Genomic DNA, 25,647 nt, shown 5'->3' with positions numbered 1-25,647 from the left:
ATTACCGAATGGTTAAAGCCATGGCGCCCGTGGGCGGAGGATCGCCCGGGTGCGCGTCAGGCGGTCTGCCAGCGGCGCACGCGCTTGTCCATGACGCGGCGCCAGAGCGGCGGGACCAGCGCAAGGACCGCCATGACGGGCAGCGAATGCGGTAGGATCGGCATGGCGGAACGGTCCAGTTCCAGCCCGGGGTAATGCCGCGACGGATGCGCGTGGTGGTCGGAGTGACGCGGCGCGTTCAGCATCAGCGCAGACGAAAAGCCCTGTGGCGCGTTCCAGCTGTGGGCGGGGCCGACGGGTTCATACTTGCCCGGCGCCACCTCCTTGCGGCGCAGGCCATAGTGCTGGACGTAATCCGACAGCAGCAGTTGCGCCTGCGCGTAGGCCGCGAGCCCGAGCAGCACCAGAACGCCCGGCAACCCCGCAACGGCCCCGGCGATCACCAGCGACAACACCGCGCCAAGGCCATAGGCCGCATAGGGGTGCGACAGACCCCGGCGGCCCAGCCTCCGTTCTGCCCGGAACCCTTCGACCAGCGCGCCGCGCCAAGCCCGCATGGCGAAGCGCCAGTACCCTTCGCCCATGGGGGCCGAGTTGGGATCCTTTGGTGTGGCGGCATGGACGTGGTGCACTCGGGTGTGCGCCGAGGCATGGAAACCGAACAACACCGAGGAATAGACCGCCACCCCCAACCGCCGCATGGCGCGGGGGGAGCGGTGGATCAGCTCGTGCGCGTTCGAGTTCGACACCTGGCCGAGGAACAGACCCAGCGCCGCGAACAGGCAAACCGTGTCCAAGACGGATATGGCGCCCTCTGCGATCGCCCAAACGCCACCGTAAAGCAGCGGAAAGTGCAGCAGGCCAAGCGTCACCGACAGCGCGTTCCCCACCGGGAACTCCGCCTCCGGCCGGTCAGGGGCGGCTAGGGCCGTCAGCTTGTCCATGAAGAAGGTGAAGACGGTGATGTAGAGCAAGCCCAGTACCGGGAAGGGCGCACCCAGAACCATGGCCAGCGCCAGAAGCGCCACCATGCCCAGCGTCGCGAGTGTGAATCGTGCCATCATTGCCCCCGGAACGCTGCCCGATACCATTGGATGTCTTACCTCTATCGGAACTTTCCGTCACCCATCAGGCAAAAGACGGGGCATTTCGCGGCGGAGCCATGCCCCAGGGCGTCGTTTTTCATCTGCGCCCGGGACGTGGCTGACGGTAAGCTGCGCCAACACGAATACGGGGAGGTGCGTCAATGGCACTCGACGAGCGCAAGGGCGTATGGAAATCGGGCAAGGGACGGGGACGCCGGACCCCGAAGGGACGTCAGGTCGAGGACAAGGCTTGGGCCGAGGTACGCGACCTTCTGGGCGATCGTCCGCGCCGCCGCGACCTGCTGATCGAGTTCCTGCACCTGATCCAGGATGAATACCGTTGCCTGTCGGCGGCGCACCTGCGCGCGCTGGCCGAGGAAATGCGCCTGTCCATGGCCGAGGTCTACGAGGTCGCTACCTTCTACGCCCATTTCGACGTGGTGAAGGAAGGGGAGACGCCGCCGCCCGCACTGACGATCCGCGTCTGCGATTCGCTCTCCTGCGAGCTTGCCGGGGCGGAACAGCTCCGCGACGCGCTGGAAAACGGCATGGACCCGGAGCAGGTCCGCGTGCTGCGCGCGCCCTGCATGGGCCGCTGCGACACCGCCCCGGTTCTGGAACTCGGGCACAACCACATCGGCCACGCCACGGTGGAGAAGGTGGAGGCGGCCATCGCCGCCGGCGAGACCCACGCCCATATCGACCCCTACGAGACGCTTGCCGCCTACCTCGAAGAGGGCGGCTACAGCGAACTGAAGACGCTGCGTGCCGAAGGCGACTGGGAAAAGGTGCAGGAGAAGATCCTGTCCTCCGGGCTGCGCGGGCTGGGCGGCGCGGGTTTCCCCTCGGGCCGCAAATGGGGTTTCGTGCGCGCCAATCCCGGGCCGCGCTACCTTGCGGTCAACGGCGACGAGGGTGAGCCGGGTACCTTCAAGGATCGCGTGTACATCGAGGGCGAACCCCATGTTTTCCTTGAGGGAATGCTGATCGCCGCCTGGGCGGTGGAGGCACAGCGCTGCTTCATCTACATGCGCGACGAATATCCGGGCATCATCGAGATCCTGCGCCGCGAGATCCGTGCGCTGGAAGAGGCCGGGATCGTCGAGAAGGATTACATCGACCTGCGGCGCGGCGCCGGCGCCTACATCTGCGGCGAAGAAAGCGCGATGATCGAGTCGATCGAGGGCAAGCGCGGCATCCCGCGCCATCGTCCGCCCTACGTGGCGCAGGTGGGCGTCTTCGACCGCCCGACGCTCGTCCACAACGTCGAGACGCTCTACTGGGTGTCGAAGGTCTGCCGCGAGGGGCCGCACATCCTGTCGATGGTGGAAAAGAACGGCCGGAAGGGGCTGCGCTCCTATTCGGTGTCGGGCCGGGTGAAGTCGCCGGGCGTGCATCTGCTGCCTGCGGGGTCGACGATCATGGACGTCATCAAGGCAGCGGACGGGATGCTCGACGGGCATACGTTCAAGGCCTACCAGCCGGGCGGCCCGTCGTCGGGACTGCTGCCCGCGTCGATGAACGACATCCCGCTGGACTTCGACACGCTCCAGCCGCACGGCAGCTTCATCGGTTCGGCGGCGGTCGTGGTGCTCTCCGACAAGGACTCCGCCCGCGACGCCGCGCTCAATATGTTGCAGTTCTTCGAGGACGAAAGCTGCGGCCAGTGCACCCCGTGCCGCGTGGGCTGCGAAAAGGCGGTCAAGCTGATGATGGCGGAGAAGTGGGACCAGCCGCTTCTGGAAGAGCTGTGCCAGGCGATGGCGGATGCCTCGATCTGCGGGCTGGGGCAGGCGGCACCGAACCCGATCCGCCTGACGATCCAGCACTTCGCGGACGAGATCTGAAGGGCCAGGGCGGGACTGTCCCGCCCTGCTTCTTGGTTCAGTTCGGCCGGACCCGGACCCGGACGCTTGCGCGTGGCTTGGCGGACCGCGCCGGGACTGTAACCACACGGCGGCTTGGCCGCGCGCCCTGCGTACCTGCCAGGGTCAGCAGCGCCACGGCGCCGAACAGGACATAGATCATTCGCCTCTCCTTTGTTCTGCTACGGCCCATTGTGACACGGACCAGCGGCATAAACCTTGATCCTGAGCAAGTTGCGTGCATGTCAGACGTCCGGGGGAATGTTCGAAAAGAGCGGCGCCGGGCGCGGTTTTAGGGCCTTGATGCGGAATATTGGCCTGAAAAGTGAAAGAGCAGGCGCTTTATTCACAGCTTCAGTCGTTGCGATAGACCGCGCAGATGCAGCCGCTGCGTTTGAGCTTGCTGCACATGTTCCAGGCAGCATCGCGGCTGTCCCGGCCGAAGCGGGCCATGTAGTATCCGCCGCGCGGACTGGCCCGGCTTTTCGACCAGATGAGAAGCGGTTCTTCCGAGCCGAACACCGACCGGCATCGTCGCGTGGTGCTGCGGAACTTGGCCAGCGCCGCCTTCTCCGAAACGCCGAAGGCGACCTGCACGCCCCAGTCCGGGACCACGGGCCCCGAGGGTTCCTGTTCCGGGTATGCGGTCAGCCGTCGCTTGCGGCCCAGCTCGTGGCAGGCATCGCGGAAGGGCAGATCGTCGTCCAGCGTGAAGTCCGGCTCCACCGGCGGGGCATCGCGCCACGTCTCGGCCTTCAGACCGGTGATGATCTTCACGTAGTCGATGGTTTCCTTTGCAAGGCCGCCGGTCCGGGCCACAAGCCCGTCGGCGCGCCGTTCGCCGCCGTTGTAAGCCACCGCCGCAAGCCCGTGGTTCCCATAGCGCCGCGACAGCTCTCCCAGGTATTCCGCCGAGTATTCCAGCGCCTCCGCCGGATTGTAGGGATCACGCAGCCCGCGCAACCTGGCGGTGGAGGCGATGAACTGGGCGATCCCCATCGCATCGGCGTGGGACAGGGCGTTGGGGTCGAACCGGCTTTCCTGCCAGATCAGCCGGGCGAAGAAATGCGGGTCGATTCCGGCATCGTTGGCGAAGGCCTCCAGCGCCTGGCAGGTGTCGTACACGAAGTGCGAGGGGCGGATGCACTGTACCTGCCCGAAAGCCCCCGAGGAGCACAGGCTGCCCGGCTCGTCGGGCCGGGCCTGAAGTGACGCCGGTATGAGGAGAAGCAGGAACAGGAACACGCGCATGGCTGCAGTAAGGGGGGACCGGGATGGATGGTCAACTCACACTTTCATTAAGCGGCCCGGCGTATTAGGTGTGACTGATCCAGAAGGTACGGGGCCCCGCACATGTCGTTTTTCGGAAAGCTGAAAAACCGTCTGTTCAAGACGTCGTCCAAGCTCGACGAAGGGCTCGACGCCATCGTCGAGGAGGGCAGCGAAGAGACGGCTGCCGACGACGCAAATGCCGACGCACCGGCGCCCGAAGCGCCAATGTCAGTGATGGAGCCGATGCCGCTGCCGGAAGAGACGGAGCCGCAGGGCACGCGTCGGCCTGGCCTGCTGGGGCGCCTCATCGGCCAGCCCGAGGACACGGAGCCGCGCCGCGTGCTGGACGACGACATGCTCGAAAGCCTCGAAGAGCTGCTGATCGCCTCCGACATGGGGGTCGACACGGCGCTGCGCGTGACCTCGAACATCGCCGAAGGGCGCATGGGCCGCCGTGTTTCGGCCCGCGAGATCAAGGAACTGCTGGCCGAGGAGATCGCGCGCGTGATGGAAAGCGTCGCGCGTCCCCTGCCGCTGTATCCCAAGAAGCCGCAGGTCGTGCTGGTGGTCGGCGTGAACGGATCGGGCAAGACGACGACGATCGGCAAGCTCGCCAGCCAGTTCAAGGCGGCCGGCAAGTCGGTGGTCATCGCGGCCGGCGACACCTTCCGGGCGGCGGCTGTCGAACAGCTGCAGGTCTGGGGCGAACGCGCGGGCGTGCCCGTGCTGACCGCGCCCGAAGGCTCCGACCCCGCCAGCCTCGCCTTCGACGCGATGGGCAAGGCGCAGGCCGAGGGTGCGGACCTCTTGATGATCGACACGGCGGGGCGGTTGCAGAACCGCGCCGACCTGATGGAGGAGCTGGCGAAGATCGTCCGCGTCATCCGCAAGAAGGACCCGGACGCGCCGCACAACACGCTGCTGGTGCTGGATGCCACGACCGGCCAGAACGCCCTGATCCAGGTTGAGGCGTTCCGGCAGCTGGCGGATGTGACCGGCCTCGTGATGACAAAGCTCGACGGTACGGCGAAGGGCGGTGTGCTGGTGGCGCTTGCCGACAAGTTCGGTCTGCCGATCCACGCCATCGGGGTGGGGGAGCAGATCGACGACCTGGCCCCCTTCGACCCCGAGGAATTCGCGGCGGCCCTGACCGGGCTGGAACCCTGAGTTCAGGCGTCGTTGTTCGTTCCGATCAACTTCTCCACCTGACCCAACACGAACAGCACCACAACGACGATCCCCGTCGCCATGGAGGCCAGCGCGATGCTGCCCGCCCCGCAGCCGAGTCCGATGGCGCCGCACAGCCAGAGCGAGGCGCCCGTGGTCAGGTTCTGCACCTGCCCACCGCTGGTGAAGATCACGCCCGCCGCCAGGAAGGCGACACCGGCGGTGACCGCCTCGATCATCCGCAGCGGGTCGTGACGCTGTTCGCCTGTATTGCCGAACTCGATGGACGACAGCTCCTGCCCGACGAGCACGAAGAGGCAGGCGGCGACCGCGACGAGGATATGCGTCCTGAGACCGGCGGGTTTGCCTTGCAACTCCCGCTCCAATCCGACAATTGCTGACAGGACCACCGCCACCAGCAAGCGTGTGAACGCGAGCGATGCGGGGACGACAGAGAAGCTGGACCCAAGTTCGCCAGCGACCTGTTCAAACATGCGGAACCTCCGGGTGTTACAAGAACGTCATAACCTCCAACCGCCCGACAAGGCGCCGGGTTCCGAGAACGAGTGTCGATGAGCGACTGGCTGATTTCCCTTGAGGGCACGGAGGCGGGGCACACCCTTGCGCTCTGGCTGGCGGTTCTGGCCGCGTTCCTGCACGCGGCTTTCGGCGCGCTTCAGAAGGGGCGCCACGATCCGTGGCTGTCGCGCGGCGCCATCGACGGAAGTTACGGCCTGATCGCGGCGCCCTTCGCGCTGTTCGTCGTGCCGTGGCCCGAGCCGCATATGTGGCCGATCTTTGCCGGCGCCTTCGTCATCCACGCGTTCTACAAGGTGCTGCAGGCCCTGGCCTACACGCGCGGCGCCTACACGGTGGTCTATCCGGTGGTGCGGGGCACCGGCCCGCTGTTTGCCGTCATCGGCGCGTCGCTGGTCTTTGGCGAACGGTTTGCACCGATGCAGTGGATGGGGGTCGCTGTGCTGCTGTGCGGGATCTTCGGGCTTGCCGTCTACAACCTGATCTTCCTTGAGGTCGACCGGGACACGCTGCCCGCCGCCTTGGGGTTCGGCGTGGCGACCGGCCTGTTCGTGGCGCTTTACACGACCTATGACGCCTACGGCATCCGCGCCACGGCGGACCCGTTCACCTTCCTTGCGTGGTTCTTCTTCATCGACGGCTGGCTCATGCCCGGCATCGCCGCGGTGCGCTGGCGGTCGATGGCGGTGAAACCGGAGCTTCCGCCCCTGATGGTCCGGGGCGTGATCGGCGCGTTTGTCGCCTTCTTCAGCTTCGGCTCCATCATGCTGGCGACGCGGCTCGACAAGGTGGGCGAAGCGGCGGTGCTGCGCGAAACCTCCACCGTCTTCGCGGCGGTCATCGGCTGGCTGGTGCTGCGCGAAACGGTGGGCCCCCGGCGCATCGCTCTCATGACCTTGATCGCGGCGGGTGCGGTGATCGTTGAGTTGGGCGGCTGAAGCCACTATCTGGGGACAAAAGGGAGCCTCACATGACCGACCAAGCCGGGCCGCGCCCGATCAACCCGATGCTGAAAAGCGCGCTGGAGTTCGGGCCGCTGCTTGCCTTCTTCGCGGCCTACCTTGCGCTGAAGGACCGGATCTTCACCATCGGCGGGACGGAGTACGAGGGCTTCATCGTGGTCACTGCCGGGTTCATCCCGGTCTTCCTGATCGCCACCGGCCTGTTGTGGAAGCTGACCGGGCACCTCAGCCGGATGCAGCTTGTGACAGCGGTGCTGATCGTGATCTTCGGCGGCCTGTCGGTCTGGCTGAACGACGACCGGTTCTTCAAGATGAAGCCGACGCTGATCTACCTGCTGTTCGGCACGGCACTGGGGATCGGGCTTCTGCGCGGCGAAAGCTGGCTGCGCGCGGTGATGGAGGGGCTGATGCCGCTCCGGCAGGAAGGGTGGATGATCCTGACGCGCCGCGTGATGCTGATGTTCTTCGGGCTGGCGGTCCTGAACGAAGTCATCTGGCGCACCATGTCGACGGAGACATGGGTCTATTTCAAGACGTTCGGTCTGACCGCGGCGGTCTTTGCCTTCTTCATGACCCAGGGCAACCTGTTCAAGACCTACGCCATCGAGGATGAGGCCGAGGCCGACAAACCGGCGGAGTGAGCGTTCCGGGCCGATGTGTGTCACCACACCCGGCAGGTCGGATCCCCCAGCAGGACGATGGATCGCCAGTCGTCGGCGATCAGCTTCGCGGCAAGGATGTCGCCAAGCTGGCTTTCGTCGCGGTTGGCCAGAAGGCGCTGCTCCGCGATGTCGCGGCTGTTGCGGAAGGACGCACCCGTCGCGCGCACCCGGTCCAGCGCCATGCCGATGGGCTGGCCGGTGAACAACCCCGTATGAAAGCATTCGAGGATCGAGGTCGTCACGTACTGCCCGGTCTTCCGGTTCTTCAGGGACCAGTCGAATGTCGGCTCCACGTGGCCGACGAAGGCGCGCAGCGGTTTTGACGCGCCCAGCAGGGCGCGCGGCAAGGGCGCTGTCGTTTCCCCACATCCGGCCACGGCCCGCACGATCCGGTCGGCGGCGGTCCCGGCCTTCAGCACGCCGTCATAGGCGGTGCGCGCCGAGCTTCCGGCAGAACAGCAGGCCTGCGCGAACCAGATAGCGCCCGATGGCGCGGCGGCCCCGCTCAGAAGCGCGGGGTCCAGGCGGCGCAGGTCGGCGTCGATCAGCAGGCCGAGGTTCCTCCGCATCAGGTCGACGTCATCCAGCGGCGCTGTGTCTCCGTGGCTGGTCGACACGATGAGGGAGGGATGCCGTTCTTCGATGGCGGCGGCCAGCCCGGCTTGGGTCGCTTGTGGCCCGCGCAACACCCGCGCGCCCGCGACGAGTTCGGGCACCGGGTCGGTGGCAAAGCGGTCGTGGATCGGGTCGCCGATGGTCTGGCGCATCAGGGTGGTGATGTCCCCGCCGCCGTGATCGACCGTCCAGGACAGCGTGTTCGCCTTCATCACCGGACTGCCCTGCCAGTCGGACAGCAACGCGTCGACGTAGTGACCCAGCCCGGTGTCATCGAGGTCGAGGCGGCCCGTGAAGTAGGTCAGGTGCAGGTCATATTGCACGTCCCACGGGATCTGCGCCGGGCTGCCGACGATCAGCAGGTAGCGGGGGATATGGCCGGGTGCCGTGCCGATGCGTCCGGCGTGGATGTCGATGTCCATGGCCGAGCCGTCCGGCGCATAGCGGCGCAGGGTGCCCGGCTGCCAGCCTTGGCCGACCCGAAAGACCGGCGCATCGCTGCGGCGCGCAACCAGTTCACGGATCGGGGCAGGGGCGTCCATGGCGGTGGCCAGTTCGGCGCGCGTCAGTTCGCGGTTCTCAGGCAGGATCACACCCCAGCCGACCTTCGGGTCCTGCCACCGGTCTTGCGGGACTGGGGCGGCGGGCAGCCTGCGGCTCTGCCCGGCGAAGGGCAGGCCCAGCAGATGGCGTTTCAGATCGGGGTCGACCGCGCCTGTGTTGTCGCCGCCGGTCCATGCGTTCAGTTGCAGCGTGTCGGGCAAGGTCATGGCGGGCGGTCTCCGTGGCGGCTCAGGCCTCGTCGAGGGCCGTGTCCTCGGCCGGGCGGGCGCGGGCACTCAGTTGCGCTTCCAGCTCTGCGATGCGCGCCCGGATCTCGCGCACGGCATCGTCCGGCAGCATGTCGCCGCGTGTGTCGAGCATGTCGGCCAGCACCTCGCGTTCGCCGATGGCTTCCTCGCGGGCGAGAAGCGTGGCCTCGTCGTCGTCGGGCGCGGCGCCTGCGGGGGCAGCGCCGCCGCCGATGACCCTGATCCTCAGCGGGCCGCTGCGGAGTGTCATGACCGGGAAAGTCCAGTCGCGGATGCGGGCGGCCGCCAGCATCGGCGGCAGCGGCGGATTGGCAAGGATGGCGCAGCACGCTTCGGAGAAACAGGCGCCAAGGTCCAGTTCTCCGCCGCCCTGCGCAATGGCGTGACCCAGCGCCTTCAGCGCCCGTTCATGAAAGGCGCCGCCGAAGGCATGGGCGTATTCCGCAAGCATCGGCCCGCGCATCCCCACCACCACCGGGATACCTGATTGCACCAGATCCTCGCACAGGCTGGCGGTTTCGGGCGTGCCCAGCCCGCCGTCCTCCGCATCGCCCACATCGGCCAGCGAACAGGCGTTCAGGACCACGAGCCATGCCTTGGCCGAAAGCGCGCGCAGGAGGTCGCCCCGCATCAGCCACGTGGGTTGTGTGCCGCCATAGTTGACCGAGCCGTCCTCGATCTCCAGCACGGATTGGGCACCGGCGTAGCCGTGGCAGAACAGATGGGCGACATGCGGACCGAAGCGCTCGATCCGCGCCACGAGAGCGTCGGCGCCATGCGGTATGGTCTCGGCCTGGATCTGCGGGTCGCCGATGGCGTTGATCTCGTCCTCGAGGTCCTGCCGCGAGGCGAGGATCAGAGCCCGCACCTTTACCTTGCCGTCGAGCGACCGGAGCGCCTTGTGAAGTCTGGCCCATTCTCCCTGACCGTCGTCGCCGCGCGCACCGATCACGGCAAGGAAACGCAGCGTGTCGGTGCGGGCGATCTGCAGGTCGGGGGTGGTCTCTGTCTCGACCTCGCGCAGGATCGGAATGCGGCGGTCGAAGCAGAGGAAACCGGCCTGCGTCTCGCGCAGCGCCTCCCACGGCAGGGCCTTGGCATCGCCCGCGAGGTCGGAGAAGGCCAGCCGCAGCGCCCCGTCCGTGGCGCCGTTGCTCAGGATCGGGCGGAACGCCTCTTCGGTGTTGCGGTGGACCGACAGGCAGGTCCAGAGCGCATCGCCCGCCGCGCGCACCACGTCGTCGTCGGGTCCGGCGGCGTCGAAGGCGTCGAACACCGCCTTGTGCGCCGCGATCTGCAGCGGCGGCCGGGGCGCGTCGCGCAGGGCGACGCCCGGCGCCTCGATGTGGAACTGTGTATATTCGGTCATGTCATGGCCGATGGCGCGGTCGAACCGGATACGGGTGACGCTCATCGGCCCGTCCCCCCGCCAAAGTCGCCGCCGGTCAGTTTCGAGACGAACTCCAGCGCGCGGAGGGCCCCCTGATCGCGCGCCTCCTGCGTGCGGGACTTGGGCCGCGCGCTGCCGATCTGGTCGAGCGTGCGCTGAAGTTCGGCGGGGAGCGCCAAGGCGCTGTCTGAGGTTTGCGTCTCGGGCGAGGCCGTGGAGAGGTCTTCGGGCATCCCGAATGGCGCAGGATGCCCGGTGCCCTGGGTGTTTCCGGAGGGCGGCGCGGAGGGCGCGAAGGTGGCGGTTCGCACGCCCCGGGTGATTGTCTGGAAGGCGGCGACGGATTCGGCGGCGGAAATGGCCTTTGGATGGACGGAGAACACGAGCCCCGGCGCCGGGTCCGGGTAGAACGGCTCTCCGGCCAGGGCGTGGAAGGCGGCGGCAAGCTGGTGGTCGTGCTGGCGGAGGTTCAGCAGGACGGGGCCGGGACGCCGCCATGACAATTCGTTCAGCAGGAGGCGTAGGCCGGTGGACCATTGCGGGCCGCCAAGGGCGGTCAGGGTGACAAGCTGCGCGCCGATGGTGTCGCAGAACCGTGCGAGTTCTTGCGCGCCGACAAAGCGGGACCATTGCGCGTCGCGGTCGAACAGCGGGCTTTCCGGCAGGGCCAGCGCGCCATGCGTGTTGCTGGCGTAGCCGGGGCAGAGGAAATGGACGGCATGCGCGCCTTCGGGGCCAAGCGCGGCAGCCATCCATGTCAGCCACGGATTGCTGACCTCGCTGGACTGCGGGATGGTCCGTGCGCGCGCCGGTGCATCCGCCGCATCGGGAAGGGGTGCGCGGAGAAAACGGAAATGCGGGTAGGATTGGCCCAGGCGGTCAAGGTCTCGCACCGGGTCGGGCACCATGTCGTCGCCATGGAACAGCACGATATCGCGGTTCTCGAACACCGGCAGGCTGTCCAGCAGGTCCAGAAGTGCGTCGCCCCAGTCCTCGATCCCCTTGGCCCGGGGCGTGGCCCCGCAGATCGCGATGGGCCGGTCTGAAGCCGGTGTGTAACCCGGACGGACGAAGTTCGGCACCCGCAGGATCGCCCGTCCGCAGGTGTCGGAAAACACCTCTTCCCAGGGGTAGGCGCCAAGCGTCTCCGCGCCGTAGGCGAGTTGAATCCAGAGCGCCTCCGGCCCGTCGGCCTGATCGCCCAGCCATTCGAACATCGCCTTCAGCGCGTCGGGCACCTTCGGTCTGAAACCGTTCTGCCGTTCCCGGATCGTGGCCGGAAACCCGAGGTCGGTCAGCGGCACGCGCAGCGGTTCGGCCAGCGCCTCCTCGCCGCGGAAGGGTTCGGCGGCCAGCAGCGCCCCGCTCCGCGACATCTCGACCGTGCAGCAGACCGCGAGCAGATGTTCGGAGGAGCGGACGAGGGTGGCCATCGGGTCCTTTCAGCGCAGGTTCTGGAGCATCGCCCAGAAGGTGTAGGGATTGGTGACGTCGGAATGGCCGGTGATGCGCCCGTCGCCGTTCAGGTCGATCACCGCGTGGCCGGAAAGGTCGGGATAGGTGATGCCACGGTCGGGCAGGTTGACTTCCAGCAGCTCGCCCGGCGCAAGTTCGTGCGGACCGTAGCCGCCCATCGCTGCGAACTGGCTGACGCCGGAGGCGAACTGCATCTCGCCCAGGTCACTGCGCCGGCGGACGGCCAGGTGGAAGACATGCCGGAGCGGGATGTCGTTCTTCGACCGGGTCGTCAGCACAGGCTTGCGGCACCGTTCCAGCACCTTGCGAAACCCGCCGGGCCGCCCCTCCACGTCGGGAGAGAAGGCGAGGTGGTTCACCGCGGGCTGGAGAAGCAGCACGGATTCCACCGCGCGTGGCGCCTGCACCCGGCTGAGCGCGGTCATCGTCACCTTCGCGCCGTAAGAATGGCCGACCAGGTGAAGGCGGGTGCCGGTCTCGCCCAAGAGGCGTTGCAACAGCGTCGCCACGCCATTGGCGCCCACGATCCCGCCGCGGTCCTTCATCTTCAGGACTGTGGCCATCCTCAGCGCCTTGCGCAGGCCGAAGACGCCGGAGAGCGGGCCGCCGGCAGCCTGCGGGTCATGGGTGGGCGTGTCGTCGATTGTGCCGCCGCTGTCGAAGCCGCCGCCTTCGTCCTCCGGACCCTCGGCCAGGATACCGGCGGACCGGAAGGTGTGTTCGAGGTCGCGCGCGGTGAACTGTGCCGCGGTCTCCGTCTCGTCCTCGTCGGCATGGGCGAACTGCGGGGCGAGCAGGTCCGACAGCCGCGCAAGCTCGGGACCGGAGAGGGTCTCCTTCCCGGTCAGGAAAGCGGTCAGGGCCTCTGCTTCCTCCGGGTCCATGTCCTCGCGCAAGAGCTCCGCATCGGTGCTTTCCTCGACGGGTTCCGGCGTCCCGGCGGCAAGGTCGGGCGTCTCTTCCCACGGCCAGAGCAGCGCCGCACTGGGCCACGACACGCCGAGGAACAGGGGTTTGATGCCGCCGGGCAGGATGTCGCCGCGCTGGTCGGCCATGGCGCAGACACCTTCCATGAAGGTGCGGTAGAGGCGCATGGCATCGTCCCAGTCGTTGTTCCAGCCGTGGCTGAACAGGATCGTGTCGGTGTAGCCGCCGTCGCGGATCAGGCGCAGGACCGCGTCGCGCGTCGCCGGAGAGGTGCAGACCCCGGCCTTGTCGTAAGTGATGGCGTGGAAGGGAACCGTCTGCCCGAGAAAGCCGGTGTGGGTGAAAACGGGGGCATCTGGGGAACCGGGCATACGCGCGCTCCTGAATATTCGTTAATAAAATACACCGTCATGGTAAACGCTGGCGCACATCTGTCAATCAGGGCGCGCATTCCCGGCAAGGTCCTTGCGCCTTCAGCGGCCGACGCGGTCGATCTTTGTCGAGAGGTGGATCAGGCTTTCGGAGCTGCGGACGCCCTTGGCCTCCACGATCTTGTCGAGGCTGATGTCCAGCGCCTCCGTCGTGGCGGCGGTCAGGCTGACGAGGAAGTCGAAACGGCCGGAGGTGGTGTGCACCGTCTCGACCTCCGGCATGGCCTTCAGGCGCGACAGCACGGCGGCGGCTTCGTTCGGTTCCAGCGAGATCAGAACCGTGGCGCGCAGCGGCGGCCGCAGGCCGGGACCGCGCCGGAGGGTAAATCCGGCAATGGCGCCGCTGGCGACCAGCCGGTCGATGCGCGCCTGCACGGTGGTCCGGGCCAGATCCAGCTGGCGGGCCAGTTCCGCCACCGGGGCGCGGGCATTCTCGGCCAGCGCGGCGATCAGTTTGCGGTCTGTTTCGTCGATCTGCATGTCATCCTCGTCATTATGACGAAGAGAATGGCACATTCTGTCCGTCCTGCCGATATGAATCGCAGGGGCGTCGGGGCATTTTCGGGGAACGCGAGCAGGAGACATGAACACATGGTTGTACAGGACACCTTCTACAGTGACCCGGCGAAATGGCTGGCCCGGGAATTGCCGGACGAGCCGGTCTTTTTCTACGATCCGGAACGGCTGACCCGCATGGCGCGCCGTTTCATCGACGGTTTCCCCGGGGAAGTGACCTATGCCGTCAAGGCGAACCCCGACCCGGTGGTGATCGAGGCGCTGTCCCGCGCCGGGCTGCAGGCGTTCGACGTCGCATCGCCCGAGGAGATGGCGCTGGTGCGCGACGTGGATCCCAAGGCACGGCTGCACTACCACAACCCCGTCCGCTCCCGCGCAGAAGTTGCGGCGGCGCGCGATTTCGGCGTCGTGTCGTGGTCGGTGGACCGGATGAGCGAGCTGGACAAGCTGGGCGACATCGAGGGCGCGGAGATCGCCGTGCGGCTGAAGCTGCCGGTGGCCGGTGCCGTCTATGACTTCGGGACGAAGTTCGGCGCGGCGCCGGAGAAGGCCGTGGCGCTCCTGCGGGCGGTGAAGGCGAAGGGCGGCGTGCCCTCGATCACCTTCCACCCCGGCACCCAGTGCCGCGACGCGCAGGCCTGGGTGGCCTATATCGCGGCCTCGGCCGAGATCGCGGCAGAGTCGGGCGTGACCCTGCACCGGCTGAACGTCGGCGGCGGCTTCCCCGCGCACCGCAACGACCCGGAACCGGACCTTGAGGTGATCTTCGACGCGATCCGCGACGCCGTGCGCGTGTCTTTCGGCGAGAAGGCCCCCGCTCTGGTCTGCGAGCCGGGCCGCGCCATGGTGGCCGAAGCGTTCGAACTGGCCCTGCAGGTCAAGGCGGTCTGCGACGGTGCGGTCTTCCTGAACGACGGCATCTACGGCGGCCTGTCGGAGTGGCGCGACCTTTCCCCGTCGCAGCGGCTAACGGCCTATTCGCAGGACGGCAAGCGGCGCCAGGGCGAAACCGTAGCCAATACCGTCTTCGGGCCGACCTGCGACAGCCTCGACCGGCTGTCCGACCAGGTGGCGCTGCCCGAAGATCTGGCGGAAGGCGACTACCTGCTGTTCCATGCCTGTGGTGCCTATTCCACCGCCCTCGTGACCCGTTTCAACGGTTACGGTGCACGGAAAATCGTCACGCTCCTGCGCTGACCGGGCTGCTCTGGACACTTGGCCCGTAAAGGCTAAGGTCCGGGGCAAATCCGGAAGCGTGAGGGAGTGTGTCCATGGAGAAGTTCGGCAAGAGCCAGCCGGTCAAACGGGTCGAGGACACGCGGTTCCTGACAGGCCAGGGGCGCTACGTGGACGACATCGTGCCGGAGGGTGCGCTCAGGGCCTATTTCCTGCGCTCGCCCGTGGCGCATGCTGTGCTGAAGGGGATCGACGTCTCTGCCGCGCTGGAGGCGCCGGGCGTCCATGCCGTCATCACCCAGGCTGACCTGGAAGAGGCCGGTCTCGACGCGCAGATGACCTACACCTGTGCGCCCAACCGCGACGGCACGCAGGGCGCCGCGCCCAAGCGTCCGCTCATGGCCGAAGACCGGCTGCGCTTCGTCGGTGAGGCGGTGGCGATGATCGTCGCCGACACGCTGGAGCAGGCGAAGGACGCCGCCGAGCTGGTGGAGATCGACTACGACGAACTGTCCACCCACATGGAGATCGGCGCAGGGGGAGAGGCCATCCATTCCGAAGCGCCGGACAACCGGGCCTATGACTACGGTCTGGGCGACGAGGCGGCCACCAACGCGGCCTTCGAGACGGCGGCCAAGGTCGTGTCGCTCGAGGTCGGGGACAACCGGATCATCGTCAACTCCATGGAGCCGCGCGGCGCCTTTGCCGAGTGGGACGGCGACCGCATGCACCTGGCCTTTGGCGGTCAGGGCGTCTGGGGGATGAAGAAGGAACTGGCGCGCGCCTACAAGGTCGAAGCCGAGAAGGTCCGCACCACCAATCCCGACGTCGGTGGCGGCTTCGGGATGAAGGGCATGGCCTACCCCGAGTACTTCGTGCTGCCGCACGCCGCGAAGGTGCTGGGCCGTCCTGTGCACTGGATGTCCGACCGGACGGAGGCGATGCTCTCCGACAATGCGGGCCGGGACCTCGTGACGCTGGCAGAGCTGGCCTTCGACGCGGACAACCGCATCGTCGCCTATCGCTCCCACACCCGGTCGAACCTTGGCGCCTACAATTCCCAGTTCGGCCAGATGATCCAGTCTTTCCTGTATTCCCGTGTCCTGACGGGCGTTTACGACATGCAGACGGTCTATCAGCGGGCAGAGGGCTTCTACACCAACACCACGCAGGTGGACGCCTATCGCGGCGCGGGCCGGCCGGAGGCGATCTACGTGCTGGAGCGTGTGATGGACCGTGCCGCGCGCGAGCTGGGCCTCGATCCCATGGAACTGCGCCGCATCAACTTCATCAGGCCGGACCAGTTTCCCTACACCACCGTGGCCGGGGAAATGTACGACGTGGGTGAATTCGCCCGCGTGCTTGGCCATGCCGAAGCTTCGGCGGATGTCGCCGGCTTTGCCGCCCGGCGAGAGGCCAGCGCCGCGGAGGGGAAGCTGCGCGGGTTGGGGGTTTGTTATTACATCGAGTCTATCCTCGGGCAGCCGCATGAGGATGTGAAAGTGGAATTTGTCGGTGACGGTGCGCTGATCTACGTCGGGACCCAGTCGAACGGGCAGGGGCACGAGACGGTGTTCCGCCAGTTCCTTGCCGACCAGACCGGCATCCCGGCGGAAAAGATCGAGGTGATCCAGGGTGATAGCGACCGGATCGCATCGGGTGGCGGCACCGGCGGATCGCGGTCGGTCACGACGCAGACCAACGTGACGCTGCAGGCCGTGGCGCAGATGGTCGAGGGGTTCTCGGCCTTCCTTGCAGGCGAAATGGGCGTCGCGACGGAGGATGTGACGTTCGACGACGAACGCTTCCGCGCGGAGGGGTCGAACCTGACGCCCACGATGCTGGAGGTGGTGCAGATGGCGCGGGATGCGGGCCGCGAGGACCTGCTGGTCTGGCAGACCACGGCGAAGCTGCCGGGCCGGTCCTATCCCAATGGCTGCCACGTCGCAGAGGTGGAGATCGACCCGGAGACGGGCCTTGTCGTCTGCGACCGCTACACGGTGGTCGACGATTTCGGCAACCTGATCAACCCGATGCTGGCCGAGGGGCAGGTGCATGGCGGGGTGGCGCAGGGGCTGGGTCAGGCGCTGACCGAACACGTGGTCTACGACGAAAACGGGCAGCTGCTCACGGCAACGTTCATGGACTACGGGATGCCGCGTGCCGATCTCATACCCATGATCGGGTTCGAGACGGAGCCGGTGCCCTCGACGGCCAACCCGATGGGGATGAAGGGCTGCGGCGAGGCGGGGACCGTTGGCGCGCTGGCGGCCGTGTCGAACGCGGTGCAGGATGCGGTGTGGGAACGCGGAATCAGACAAGTGGACATGCCTTTCACGCCGATGCGCGTCTGGGCGATGCTGGAGAATGACCGGATCGCGGCTGAGTGACGGAACGGGCGGACGGGGCGGGCGTTCAGCCTCTGCCCCGGCGCCCTGTGTCCGGACCGTCCCCATGCATCCTGGCGAGGGAGGCCGGACATGATCGGCACGCAGATCGCCAACACCGTTCTGGGCTGGGTCCGCAAGCGGTTTGCCACCGGCCACACCCCCTATGAACCGCGGCGGGGCCCGCGCGATCACATCATCATCCTCGATGGTACGGCCTCGACCCTGGAGCCGGGGATGGAGAGCAACGCGGGCCTGACCTACAAGCTGTTGAAGGAGGTCGGGCGGACCTCTCTGTACTACGAGGCGGGTATCCAGTGGGAAGCCTGGATGTCGACCTGGGACGTGGTCTCGGGGCGTGGCATCAACCGGCAAATCCGGCGCGCCTATGGCTACCTTGCATCGCGCTACCGGGTGGGCGACCGGATCTTCCTGCTGGGGTTTTCGCGCGGTGCCTATGCCGCGCGGTCGCTGGCGGGGATCATCGACCGGGTCGGCCTGCTGAGGCCGGACTTCGCGACGGAGCGGAACATCACCCAAGCCTACAGGCTCTACCAGTACGCGCCCGACAGCGACACGGCGGAGGATTTTGCGCGCCTCTACTGCCATGACGTGACGCTGGTGGAGATGGTCGGCGTCTGGGACACGGTGAAGGCGCTGGGCCTGCAACTGCCGCTTCTCTGGCGGATGACGGATGCGACCCACGCCTTTCACAACCACGCGCTGGGCAATTCGGTGCGGCACGGGTTCCACGCGCTGGCGCTGGACGAGACGCGGGAGACGTTCAGCCCGGTGATGTGGGAACGCCCGCCCGACTGGCGCGGGGTGATGGAGCAGGTCTGGTTCCGCGGCACCCATGGCGACGTGGGCGGGCAGATCGGCAGTTTCACGGCGGCGCGGCCCCTGGCGAACATCCCGCTGGTCTGGATGCTGGAGCGGCTGGAGGGCTGCGCCGTGGCGCTGCCGCCGGGCTGGCGGGACAGGTTCCCCTGCGACGTGGATGCGCCCTCGGTCGGGACGTGGCAGGGCTTTGGCAAGCTGTTCCTGAACCGGCGACGCCGGGTGCTGGGGCGGGACCCGTCGGAGCGGCTGCACGAAAGCATCGATGTGCCATTCCCCGCGGGCGCGCCCGCGGAGTAAGGTTTTTCGCCGAGGTCAAGCGAAAAGGCTCACATTTTATTTACTGCCCTTTAACCTGTGTCTTTTGCGCCTATCTGTTTATCAGGATCGCGGGACCGGAACTCCCGCGAGACCTTCACTGTCCCTCGTTCCGTGACTTGCGCCCGGGAAATTATCCCGGGCGCTTTTTCTTTGCCTGAAGGCTGCGTACGGTGGCGGTTATGAAATACGACGACTCATTCCTGAAGGACGTGCTGACCCGCACCAGGACGGTGGCGGTGGTCGGCGTGTCGATGAACCCGGTCCGGCCCAGCTACTACGTGGCGCGCTACCTTTCGCTGAAGGGCTACAAGGTGATCCCGGTCAATCCCGGCCACGCCGGGAAAAAGCTGTTCGGTCAGGAAGTTAGGGTCGCGCTTTCGGAATGTCCGGAAGAGGTCGACATGGTCGATGTCTTCCGCCGGTCGGAGCATGTGCCGCCGATCGTCGAGGAGGCGCTGGACGTGTTTCCGGCGCTGAAGACGGTCTGGATGCAGATCGGCGTGGAAAGCCCGGAGGCCGCGGAGATGGCGCAGGCGAAGGGTGTGGACGTGGTGATGAACCGCTGCCCCAAGATCGAATACCAGCGCCTTTTCGGGGAGTTGCGCATGGGCGGTTTCAACACCGGGATCATTTCCTCGAAGCTTTGAGCACGGGGCCGGCGCTGTTTGCGCAGGCGCAAAGGCGCCCCGCCCACCGTCCCGTCAACACCCCGTTCAGACCGCGCGCGTGGTGGTTTCCGGTGCGGCCGTTGGCCAGATGTGGTGGCGGATTCGCCCTGACCAGACCCGCGTTTGCCGGTTCTTCACCAAGGTTGACGCCCTGTAAGGGGTGAACCGGCCGTTTCGACCCCTTGAAACGGCCGGTTGGTAACCTTTTGGCCGGGAGGGGCGGAAAACGTGGTTAACGGGCGGCTTTGTCGCAGGGCGGACGACGCGACCCGAAAGCCGCATGCCCGCCACGGCCGAAACGCGAGGTCAGCCGCGCGACGCCTTTTCCGCGAGACCCGATTGCGTCTGGCGGGCGGCCAGCACCTCCATCACCTGCGCCACGGTGACGCCGCGGGCGTGCAGCATGACGAGCAGGTGGAAGAGCACATCCGCGGCCTCTGACGCGAGCTTTTCGGTGTCGTTCTTCACCGCCTCGATGATCGCCTCGACGGCTTCCTCGCCGAACTTCTCGGCGCATTTCTCTGGGCCCTTGGCCAGCAGCTTGGCGGTCCAGGACTCGTCCGGGGACGCCTTGGCGCGGGTGGCAATGATGGTTTCGAGCTCTTCCAGGGTCATGCGAGGTCCTTCCGGAGGCGTTCGGTGCGAAAGAGAGGTCGCCGTCAGAGGCGGCTGTCGTGCTTCAGGATCAGGTCGATCAGCGTCCAGAACTGCGGCTCCATCGGGGTGCCTTCGATCTGGGAGCGGTTCAGCGGGGTGAAGACCGGGCGGGCCTCCGCATCTTCGGCGGGGGACCAGTCGAGCAGGAGCGGCCCGTCGCTCGAGATGCCGATGCGCACCCCCCAGCGTTCGCGGGGGCCTGCGGATTGCGACCAGTCGCCGATGTAGAGCCGGCAGAGCGGGCGGTGGTTGGGCGCGTCGAGCGTCACGCCGACGGAGTACCATCCGACGGAGCGTTCGCCGACCTCGAGGTATCCGTTCACCACGGTGGTGGGCTTTCCGCAGCAGTTGCAGGCGGTGTGCTCTGTCTCGCCCTCGCGGAGCGTGACGTCCGAGCCGTCGGAGATCATAGGCGTACGGGGATCCCGGCGGCGGCCATGTGGGCCTTGGCCTCCTGGATCGTGAAGGTGCCGAAGTGGAAGATCGACGCGGCGAGCACGGCGGAAGCGTGGCCTTCGGTCACGCCCTCGACAAGGTGGTCGAGCGTGCCGACACCGCCGGAGGCGATCACCGGGATGTCCACGGCGTCGGCGATGGCGCGGGTCATCGGCAGGTTGAAGCCCGCCTTCGTGCCGTCGCGGTCCATGGAAGTCAGCAGGATCTCCCCGGCGCCTTTCGCGGCGATCATGGTGGCGAATTCCACGGCGTCGATGCCGGTGGGTTTGCGGCCGCCGTGGGTAAACAGCTCCCACTTGCCGGGGGATACGGTCTTGGCGTCGATCGCGCAGACGATGCACTGGCTGCCGAACTGGTCGGCGGCCTCCGCCACGACGTCGGGATTGGCGACTGCGGCGGAGTTGAAGCTCACCTTGTCCGCGCCCGCGAGCAGGAGGGCGCGGACGTCACCAACGGTGCGGACGCCGCCGCCGACGGTGAGGGGGATGAAGCACTGTTCGGCCGTGCGTGTCACGACGTCGAACATGGTGCCCCGGTTCTCATGGGTTGCATGAATGTCGAGGAAGCAGATCTCGTCCGCGCCGGCAGCGTCATAGGCACGGGCGCTTTCCACCGGGTCGCCCGCGTCGACGAGGTCGACGAAGTTGACGCCCTTGACCACGCGGCCGTCGGCCACGTCGAGGCAGGGAATGATGCGCGTCTTCAACATGCTTCGGGGGTTAGCGCGAAAACTTCATGTTGGGAAGGGGCTGCGGAGATCGTCGTGAACAGCCGGGCGCGGGCGCGGTTTTTCTGCCAGATCGCGTGCTTCGGGCACATGAAACCGGCAACGAAAAGCGCCGCCTCCGGGGGGAGGCGGCGCGTCAAAGGCGTCAGGCCGATTGTGCCTGGGGGAGTGGCCTCAGCCCTCGCCTTCGGTGTCCTGCGCGTCGGCTGCGCGGAACTCTTTCACCAGCGCGGCCACACGCTCGCCGACCTGCTTGTCGGTCTGCACGGCCTCGCCGATCTCGTTGTAGGTCTCGACATCGAGGTTCTCGGTCTCGGTGATCGCGGCCTGCATCTCGGTCATCGCCTCGCGCTGGAGATCGGTGATCGCCTCTTCGCCTTCGGCGGCCTGGATCTGCGCGGTGTATTGCTGGCGGATCTCGACGATGGCCATGGCGGCGGTGACGAAGCTTTCAAGCTGCTCGTCGGTGAAGCTGGCGGTTTCGGCGACCGGGGCCTCCTGCGTCATCGGCGCCTCTGCGGGCGCCGTGTCTGCCTCTTGTGCGAAGGCCGGGGCCAGAGGGGCTGCCGCGATGCCGAGGATGGCTGCGGTGCCGAGGATCGATTTGCGGATGGTCATCATGGGTCTCCATCGGTTTGGTCTGCGGGTGCGCCGGGCGGACCGGCGCTGCGATGGACTGAACCTGAGGGCCACGGCGACGCGGCGCAACCGGGGGCGGAAGAACCGGCGCGCGCTCGCCGAAATGGGGGGAAGGGGTGCGCGGTGCTCCGCGGGCGGCAACCGCCTGCGGTTGAAATCATGCGCGGCGATCATAAGGCCGCGAGCGGAGGAACCGGGGGCGCGAAGGCGGTGTTGACCGGGTGGAGATGACCAGGGAGACACTTCATGAGACGATTGATCGCCGCGGCGCTGGCCCTTCTGCCACTGGGCGCACTGGCCGACGAGAACCTGAATTGGGTCAAGGCGAAGGGCACCGTTCCGGAAGCGATGGACCGGCTGGAGGCGGCGGTCGAGGAGGCGGGCGGGACGATCTTTGCCCGCATCGACCATGCCGCCGCGGCGCAGGAGCTGGGGGTCGAGCTGACGGATGCGCAACTGCTGATCTTCGGCAACCCCAAGTTGGGCACGCCCGTGATGAAGGACAACATGCGCGCGGGGCTGGTGCTGCCGCTGCGGGTGCTGGCCTTCAAGGACGAGGGCGAGACCTGGCTGCTGTACCAGGAGGTCGTGCCGATGCTCGATTCCGTCAACGTGGACGAGGGTGTGGACGGCCAGGAAGAGATCGTCGACGCGCTGCGGGCGCTGACGGAGAAGGCCGCCGACCTGTCTCCGGAGTGACGGCGGGCCGCGCCGGGGCGGCACGCCGTTCAGGCGGTGGCGGTCAGGTGCGCAGGACCTGCAGCGCTTCCTTCAGGTCGATGGCGCCGTCGTAGAGCGCCCGGCCGGAGATCGCGCCGTTCAGGTTGGCGCCGCAGTCGCGCAGCGCGCGCAGGTCCCTGATCGAGGAGACGCCGCCCGAGGCGATGACCGGGATCTGCACGGCGCGGGCGAGGGCGGCTGTCGCCTCCACGTTCGGGCCCTGCATGGCGCCGTCGCGGTTGATGTCGGTATAGACGATGGCCGCGACGCCTGCATCCTCGTAGCTGCGGGCGAGGTCGGTGGCGTCCACGTCGGTGGTCTCGGCCCAGCCCTTGGTGGCCACCTTGCCGTCGCGGGCGTCGATGCCAACGGCGATCTGGCCGGGGAAGGCCGCCGCCGCCTCGCGCACCAGCGCAGGGTTTTCCACGGCCACGGTGCCGAGGATCACGCGGGCGAGGCCCTTGGACAGCCATGTCTCGATTGTCGCCATGTCGCGGATGCCGCCGCCAAGCTGCGCCGGGGTGCCGGTCTGGGACAGGATCGCCTCGACCGCGGCGCCGTTGACCGGCTGGCCCGCGAAGGCGCCGTTCAGGTCGACGAGGTGCAGCCATTCGCAGCCCTTGGCCACGAATTCCAGCGCCTGTGCGGCCGGATCGTCGTTGAAGACGGTGGCCTTGTCCATGTCGCCGCGCAGAAGCCGCACGGCCTTGCCGTCCTTCAGGTCGATCGCCGGATAGAGGATCATCGGACTGCCCTTCTCAAACTTGCCCTTGGGCCGGTGGGCCCGCCTGTCCTGGGGCCTTCGGGGCCCGCTTATTATGACGTCACGCCACGAAACGAAGATGAACCTAACGTCATCCTTGTCCGAAAGCCGTCATGCGCGTCAAGTCGAATGGACCAAGAGGGAGGACAAGACAATGAGATTGTTGGCATATGTTGCCGCATTGGGGCTATTCGCCGCGGCTGCACAGGCGGACCCTGTCGAGGGGGTGTGGCAGACGCAGCCGGACGAGGGGTCTTTTGCCCATGTCACCATGGCACCCTGCGGCGCGAAGCTTTGCGGTGTGATCACCCGGACGTTCAACGCGTCGGGCGAATACAAGTCGCCGAACATCGGCCGCAAGCTGGTCATCGACATGGCCCCGCAGGGCGGCGGCAAGTACCAGGGACAGGTCTGGCAGCCGTCGAAGGACCGCATCTTCATGGGCAAGATGGACCTCGCGGGCGACCGCCTGCAGCTTGCGGGCTGCGTCGCGGGCGGCCTGATCTGCAAGAAGCAGACCTGGGCGCGCGTGAAGTGATCGCGTGATGTGACCCTCGGCCGGGCAGGGCGCGAAGCCGTCCCGCCCGGTCGTCTTTTGTTCTTTGGCGGAACGGCAGGCAGGCTCCGATTGACGGAGGCGATGTCATGCGAGGCGTTCTTCCGGGCGGGCCGATCTGGAAATCGCAGACAGGGGCGCGGATGCGTTGGCCGGGCCGGGGTCGGCAGGTCCTTGCTGGCACGGAATGCAGGCCTTCACGCCGCGGCATCGGGCCCCATATCAACAGGGAAAGACGTTACAATCACTGAGGGAGAGCTCACCATGATCCGTCCCGCGATGTATGCCGCCATGGCCTGTGTCCTTGCCGCCCCGGCGCTGGCCGACCCGATGGAGGGGACCTGGCGCACCGAACCCGACCGCAAGAACCTGACCAGCCACATCAGCGTCACGAGCTGCGGCAACGCGCTGTGCGGGACCGTGGCAAAGGCCTTCGACGCCTCCGGGCAGGAGGTGAAGACCGCCAACGTCGGCAAGCGGCTGTTCTGGGACCTGAAGCCCGCGGGCGGCGGCGACTACGAGGACGGTACCGTCTGGGTGCCGCTTCTGGACGTGACCGCACGGGCAAGCGCGCGCCTGTCCGGCAACCAGCTTGAAGTCACGGGCTGCAAGGGGCCGGTCTGCGACGGGCAGGTCTGGACGCGCGTGAACTGAGGCGCGCCTTCGGGCGTGATTACGGGCGCCAGGTCAGGAAGTTGGCGATCATGCGCAGGCCGGCGCCCGCGCTTTTCTCCGGGTGGAACTGCAGGCCGATCTTCGTGCCCTCGGCCACGATGGCGGTGACGTCGCCGCCGTAGTCGACGTGCGCCACGCGCTGGCCGGGGGCCAGCATCCGCATCTGGTAGGAATGGACGAAATAGGCGTGTTCGCCGGTCTCGATCCCGTCGAGCAGCGGGTGGGGCGTGTCGATCACAAGGTCGTTCCAGCCCATGTGCGGCACCTTGAGCGCCGGGTCGGAGGGCTTGATCAGCTCGACTGAGCCGTCGATCCAGCCCAGCCCCTGCGTCGCCTCGTATTCGTGCCCCTCGCGCGCCATGAGCTGCATGCCGACGCAGATCCCGAGGAACGGGCGGCCGCGGTTTTCGACCGCGTCCACCATCGCTTCGAAACAGCCGGAGGCGCGGAGCGCCGCCGCACAGGCGGGGAAGGCGCCGTCGCCGGGCAGGACGATGTGGTCGGCCACCGCCACGGTTTCCGGATCGGAAGTCACGACGACCGAGCCCGCGCCGGTTTCGGCCGCCATCTTCTGGAAGGCCTTCTCGGCGGAGTGCAGGTTGCCGCTTTCGTAGTCGATGATGGCGGTGAGCATGGGCGGTCCTTTTCTGTCCGCCCCGGAGGTCGCGCGAAACGGCGCAGGCGTCAAGAGGGCTGGGGATCGCGGCCGACGTGGTCGAGCAGGGCGAGGATCGCCTCGTCGTCGGGCAGGGCGTCGCCGATGCGGCCCGTCATCTCCAGCAGAATGAAGCCGTGGACCAGCGCCCAGACCTGCGTCTCGATGACCAGCGGGTCGGTGCCCGGCGGCACGAGCGGCGCGCAGGTGTCGCGCAGGACGCGGTAGGCGGCCGAGGCGCCGCGTTCCTGTTCGGTGAAGGGGCTGGCCTCGCGGAAGCTGAAGATCAGGTCGTAAAGTGCAGGTTCGGAGCGGGCGAAGGCGAGGTAGCCGCGCGCGATGCCGCGCAGGCGGTCGCGGGGCGTCTGCGGCGCGGCCTCGGCGTAGCGCAGCATGGCCTTCTCGAACCGGGCGAATCCCTCGTCGGCGATGGCGCGGCGCAGCCCGTCGGCGTTGCCGAAGTGATGGGCGGGGGCAGCGTGCGAGACACCGGCGCGGGAGGCGCATTTCCTGAGGCTGAGCGCCTCCAGCCCGCCTTCTTCCAGAAGCGCGATCCCGGCCTCCACCAGCGCGGGTTTCAGGTTGCCGTGGTGGTGGCGGGTCTTGTCGTCCGTGCTGCTCATGGCGCCGGGATATGTCTGCCGCTTGACAGTGTCAAGTTTGCGCGGCTATCGTCCGGGCAACTTGACA

27 protein-coding genes are annotated in these 25,647 nt (G+C 67.3%); 11 read left to right on the top strand and 16 right to left on the bottom strand.

Annotated features, from left to right (window positions below; genetic code table 11):
• Nucleotides 1–56: 56 nt before the first annotated feature.
• On the bottom strand, nt 57–1,061 hold the full coding sequence (locus ACU0DV_RS17335; RefSeq protein ID WP_446243111.1) for an alkane 1-monooxygenase: 1,005 nt from the start codon (nt 1,059–1,061) through the stop codon (nt 57–59).
• A gap of 185 nt (nt 1,062–1,246) precedes the next feature.
• Between ACU0DV_RS17335 and ACU0DV_RS17330 the strand changes: the two genes are divergently transcribed.
• The gene (locus ACU0DV_RS17330) at nt 1,247–2,932 is read left to right on the top strand and encodes an NAD(P)H-dependent oxidoreductase subunit E (protein WP_446243112.1); all 1,686 of its coding nucleotides are present in this window, start codon (nt 1,247–1,249) and stop codon (nt 2,930–2,932) included.
• A gap of 37 nt (nt 2,933–2,969) precedes the next feature.
• Here the strand turns inward: ACU0DV_RS17330 and ACU0DV_RS17325 are convergent, their stop codons facing one another.
• Both ACU0DV_RS17325 and ACU0DV_RS17320 read right to left on the bottom strand, forming a co-directional pair.
• Nucleotides 2,970–3,113: a hypothetical protein gene (locus ACU0DV_RS17325; RefSeq protein WP_283982877.1), complete on the bottom strand. Its 144-nt coding sequence runs from the start codon at nt 3,111–3,113 to the stop codon at nt 2,970–2,972.
• A 191-nt stretch (nt 3,114–3,304) separates the two neighbouring features.
• A complete protein-coding gene (locus ACU0DV_RS17320; RefSeq protein WP_446243113.1) occupies nt 3,305–4,201 on the bottom strand; it encodes a lytic transglycosylase domain-containing protein in 897 nt (298 codons plus the stop codon).
• 102 nt (nt 4,202–4,303) lie between these two features.
• Between ACU0DV_RS17320 and ftsY the strand changes: the two genes are divergently transcribed.
• Nucleotides 4,304–5,389, top strand: a complete 1,086-nt coding sequence (ftsY, locus tag ACU0DV_RS17315; protein ID WP_370311099.1) for a signal recognition particle-docking protein FtsY — start codon at nt 4,304–4,306, stop codon at nt 5,387–5,389.
• A 2-nt stretch (nt 5,390–5,391) separates the two neighbouring features.
• Here the strand turns inward: ftsY and ACU0DV_RS17310 are convergent, their stop codons facing one another.
• Nucleotides 5,392–5,883: an MgtC/SapB family protein gene (locus tag ACU0DV_RS17310; protein WP_100927199.1), complete on the bottom strand. Its 492-nt coding sequence runs from the start codon at nt 5,881–5,883 to the stop codon at nt 5,392–5,394.
• 78 nt (nt 5,884–5,961) lie between these two features.
• Here ACU0DV_RS17310 and ACU0DV_RS17305 point away from each other — a divergent pair, with 78 nt between their 5' ends.
• Both ACU0DV_RS17305 and ACU0DV_RS17300 read left to right on the top strand, forming a co-directional pair.
• Complete coding sequence (locus tag ACU0DV_RS17305; protein ID WP_100927198.1) at nt 5,962–6,864, top strand: EamA family transporter; 903 nt, start codon at nt 5,962–5,964, stop codon at nt 6,862–6,864.
• A 32-nt stretch (nt 6,865–6,896) separates the two neighbouring features.
• Nucleotides 6,897–7,529 carry an inner membrane-spanning protein YciB gene (locus tag ACU0DV_RS17300; protein WP_370311101.1) on the top strand — a complete coding sequence of 211 codons (633 nt, stop codon included), beginning with the start codon at nt 6,897–6,899 and terminating at the stop codon, nt 7,527–7,529.
• 20 nt (nt 7,530–7,549) lie between these two features.
• Here the strand turns inward: ACU0DV_RS17300 and ACU0DV_RS17295 are convergent, their stop codons facing one another.
• The 5 genes from ACU0DV_RS17295 to ACU0DV_RS17275 all read right to left on the bottom strand — a co-directional run bounded on the left by ACU0DV_RS17295 (nt 7,550) and on the right by ACU0DV_RS17275 (nt 13,681).
• Nucleotides 7,550–8,935, bottom strand: a complete 1,386-nt coding sequence (locus tag ACU0DV_RS17295) for a hypothetical protein (RefSeq protein WP_446243114.1) — start codon at nt 8,933–8,935, stop codon at nt 7,550–7,552.
• 22 nt (nt 8,936–8,957) lie between these two features.
• Nucleotides 8,958–10,391, bottom strand: a complete 1,434-nt coding sequence (locus tag ACU0DV_RS17290) for a CHAT domain-containing protein (protein ID WP_446243115.1) — start codon at nt 10,389–10,391, stop codon at nt 8,958–8,960.
• Nucleotides 10,388–11,800 carry a hypothetical protein gene (locus ACU0DV_RS17285; RefSeq protein ID WP_446243116.1) on the bottom strand — a complete coding sequence of 471 codons (1,413 nt, stop codon included), beginning with the start codon at nt 11,798–11,800 and terminating at the stop codon, nt 10,388–10,390. The genes ACU0DV_RS17290 and ACU0DV_RS17285 overlap by 4 nt, the downstream gene beginning before the upstream one ends.
• Nucleotides 11,801–11,809: 9 nt before the next feature.
• Entirely contained in the window at nt 11,810–13,141 is a 1,332-nt protein-coding gene (locus ACU0DV_RS17280) for a hypothetical protein (RefSeq protein WP_446243117.1), read from the bottom strand.
• A gap of 102 nt (nt 13,142–13,243) precedes the next feature.
• Nucleotides 13,244–13,681 (bottom strand): Lrp/AsnC family transcriptional regulator, encoded by a 438-nt coding sequence (locus ACU0DV_RS17275; protein ID WP_446243118.1) that lies wholly within the window; start codon nt 13,679–13,681, stop codon nt 13,244–13,246.
• Nucleotides 13,682–13,792: 111 nt separating this feature from the next.
• Between ACU0DV_RS17275 and ACU0DV_RS17270 the strand changes: the two genes are divergently transcribed.
• The 4 genes from ACU0DV_RS17270 to ACU0DV_RS17255 all read left to right on the top strand — a co-directional run bounded on the left by ACU0DV_RS17270 (nt 13,793) and on the right by ACU0DV_RS17255 (nt 19,088).
• A complete protein-coding gene (locus tag ACU0DV_RS17270) occupies nt 13,793–14,914 on the top strand; it encodes a type III PLP-dependent enzyme (protein WP_100927193.1) in 1,122 nt (373 codons plus the stop codon).
• Nucleotides 14,915–14,988: 74 nt separating this feature from the next.
• Nucleotides 14,989–17,283: a xanthine dehydrogenase family protein molybdopterin-binding subunit gene (locus ACU0DV_RS17265; RefSeq protein ID WP_446243119.1), complete on the top strand. Its 2,295-nt coding sequence runs from the start codon at nt 14,989–14,991 to the stop codon at nt 17,281–17,283.
• A 90-nt stretch (nt 17,284–17,373) separates the two neighbouring features.
• Nucleotides 17,374–18,420, top strand: coding sequence for a DUF2235 domain-containing protein (locus tag ACU0DV_RS17260; RefSeq protein ID WP_100927191.1), 1,047 nt, complete (start codon nt 17,374–17,376; stop codon nt 18,418–18,420).
• A gap of 200 nt (nt 18,421–18,620) precedes the next feature.
• Nucleotides 18,621–19,088, top strand: coding sequence for a CoA-binding protein (locus ACU0DV_RS17255; protein ID WP_446243120.1), 468 nt, complete (start codon nt 18,621–18,623; stop codon nt 19,086–19,088).
• A gap of 327 nt (nt 19,089–19,415) precedes the next feature.
• Here ACU0DV_RS17255 and ACU0DV_RS17250 read toward each other — a convergent pair whose 3' ends face one another.
• From ACU0DV_RS17250 to ACU0DV_RS17235, 4 genes are all read right to left on the bottom strand, one after another.
• Nucleotides 19,416–19,724 (bottom strand): phosphoribosyl-ATP diphosphatase, encoded by a 309-nt coding sequence (locus ACU0DV_RS17250; RefSeq protein ID WP_446243121.1) that lies wholly within the window; start codon nt 19,722–19,724, stop codon nt 19,416–19,418.
• Nucleotides 19,725–19,768: 44 nt separating this feature from the next.
• Entirely contained in the window at nt 19,769–20,176 is a 408-nt protein-coding gene (locus tag ACU0DV_RS17245) for a hypothetical protein (RefSeq protein WP_100927189.1), read from the bottom strand.
• Complete coding sequence (gene hisF / locus ACU0DV_RS17240; RefSeq protein ID WP_100927188.1) at nt 20,173–20,931, bottom strand: imidazole glycerol phosphate synthase subunit HisF; 759 nt, start codon at nt 20,929–20,931, stop codon at nt 20,173–20,175. Before hisF ends, ACU0DV_RS17245 begins: the two co-directional genes overlap by 4 nt.
• A 192-nt stretch (nt 20,932–21,123) precedes the next feature.
• Complete coding sequence (locus tag ACU0DV_RS17235) at nt 21,124–21,567, bottom strand: DUF4168 domain-containing protein (protein WP_157814889.1); 444 nt, start codon at nt 21,565–21,567, stop codon at nt 21,124–21,126.
• A gap of 267 nt (nt 21,568–21,834) precedes the next feature.
• Here ACU0DV_RS17235 and ACU0DV_RS17230 point away from each other — a divergent pair, with 267 nt between their 5' ends.
• Nucleotides 21,835–22,287, top strand: coding sequence for a DUF302 domain-containing protein (locus tag ACU0DV_RS17230; protein ID WP_446243122.1), 453 nt, complete (start codon nt 21,835–21,837; stop codon nt 22,285–22,287).
• A gap of 43 nt (nt 22,288–22,330) precedes the next feature.
• Here ACU0DV_RS17230 and hisA read toward each other — a convergent pair whose 3' ends face one another.
• Nucleotides 22,331–23,053: a 1-(5-phosphoribosyl)-5-[(5-phosphoribosylamino)methylideneamino]imidazole-4-carboxamide isomerase gene (gene hisA / locus ACU0DV_RS17225; protein WP_100927186.1), complete on the bottom strand. Its 723-nt coding sequence runs from the start codon at nt 23,051–23,053 to the stop codon at nt 22,331–22,333.
• A gap of 172 nt (nt 23,054–23,225) precedes the next feature.
• On the opposite strand from hisA, the gene ACU0DV_RS17220 reads away from it, so the two are divergent.
• Entirely contained in the window at nt 23,226–23,609 is a 384-nt protein-coding gene (locus tag ACU0DV_RS17220) for a DUF2147 domain-containing protein (protein ID WP_100927185.1), read from the top strand.
• Nucleotides 23,610–23,891: 282 nt separating this feature from the next.
• Nucleotides 23,892–24,281 (top strand): DUF2147 domain-containing protein, encoded by a 390-nt coding sequence (locus ACU0DV_RS17215; RefSeq protein WP_254698286.1) that lies wholly within the window; start codon nt 23,892–23,894, stop codon nt 24,279–24,281.
• Nucleotides 24,282–24,300: 19 nt separating this feature from the next.
• On the opposite strand, the gene hisH is transcribed toward ACU0DV_RS17215, so the two are convergent.
• A complete protein-coding gene (gene hisH, locus ACU0DV_RS17210; RefSeq protein ID WP_100927184.1) occupies nt 24,301–24,936 on the bottom strand; it encodes an imidazole glycerol phosphate synthase subunit HisH in 636 nt (211 codons plus the stop codon).
• 50 nt (nt 24,937–24,986) lie between these two features.
• Nucleotides 24,987–25,580, bottom strand: a complete 594-nt coding sequence (locus ACU0DV_RS17205) for a TetR/AcrR family transcriptional regulator (RefSeq protein ID WP_446243123.1) — start codon at nt 25,578–25,580, stop codon at nt 24,987–24,989.
• Nucleotides 25,581–25,647: the final 67 nt, after the last annotated feature.

The sequence above is a fragment of the Sagittula sp. genome (assembly GCF_052825245.1).
This window is presented reverse-complemented; position numbering and strand designations above follow the sequence as displayed.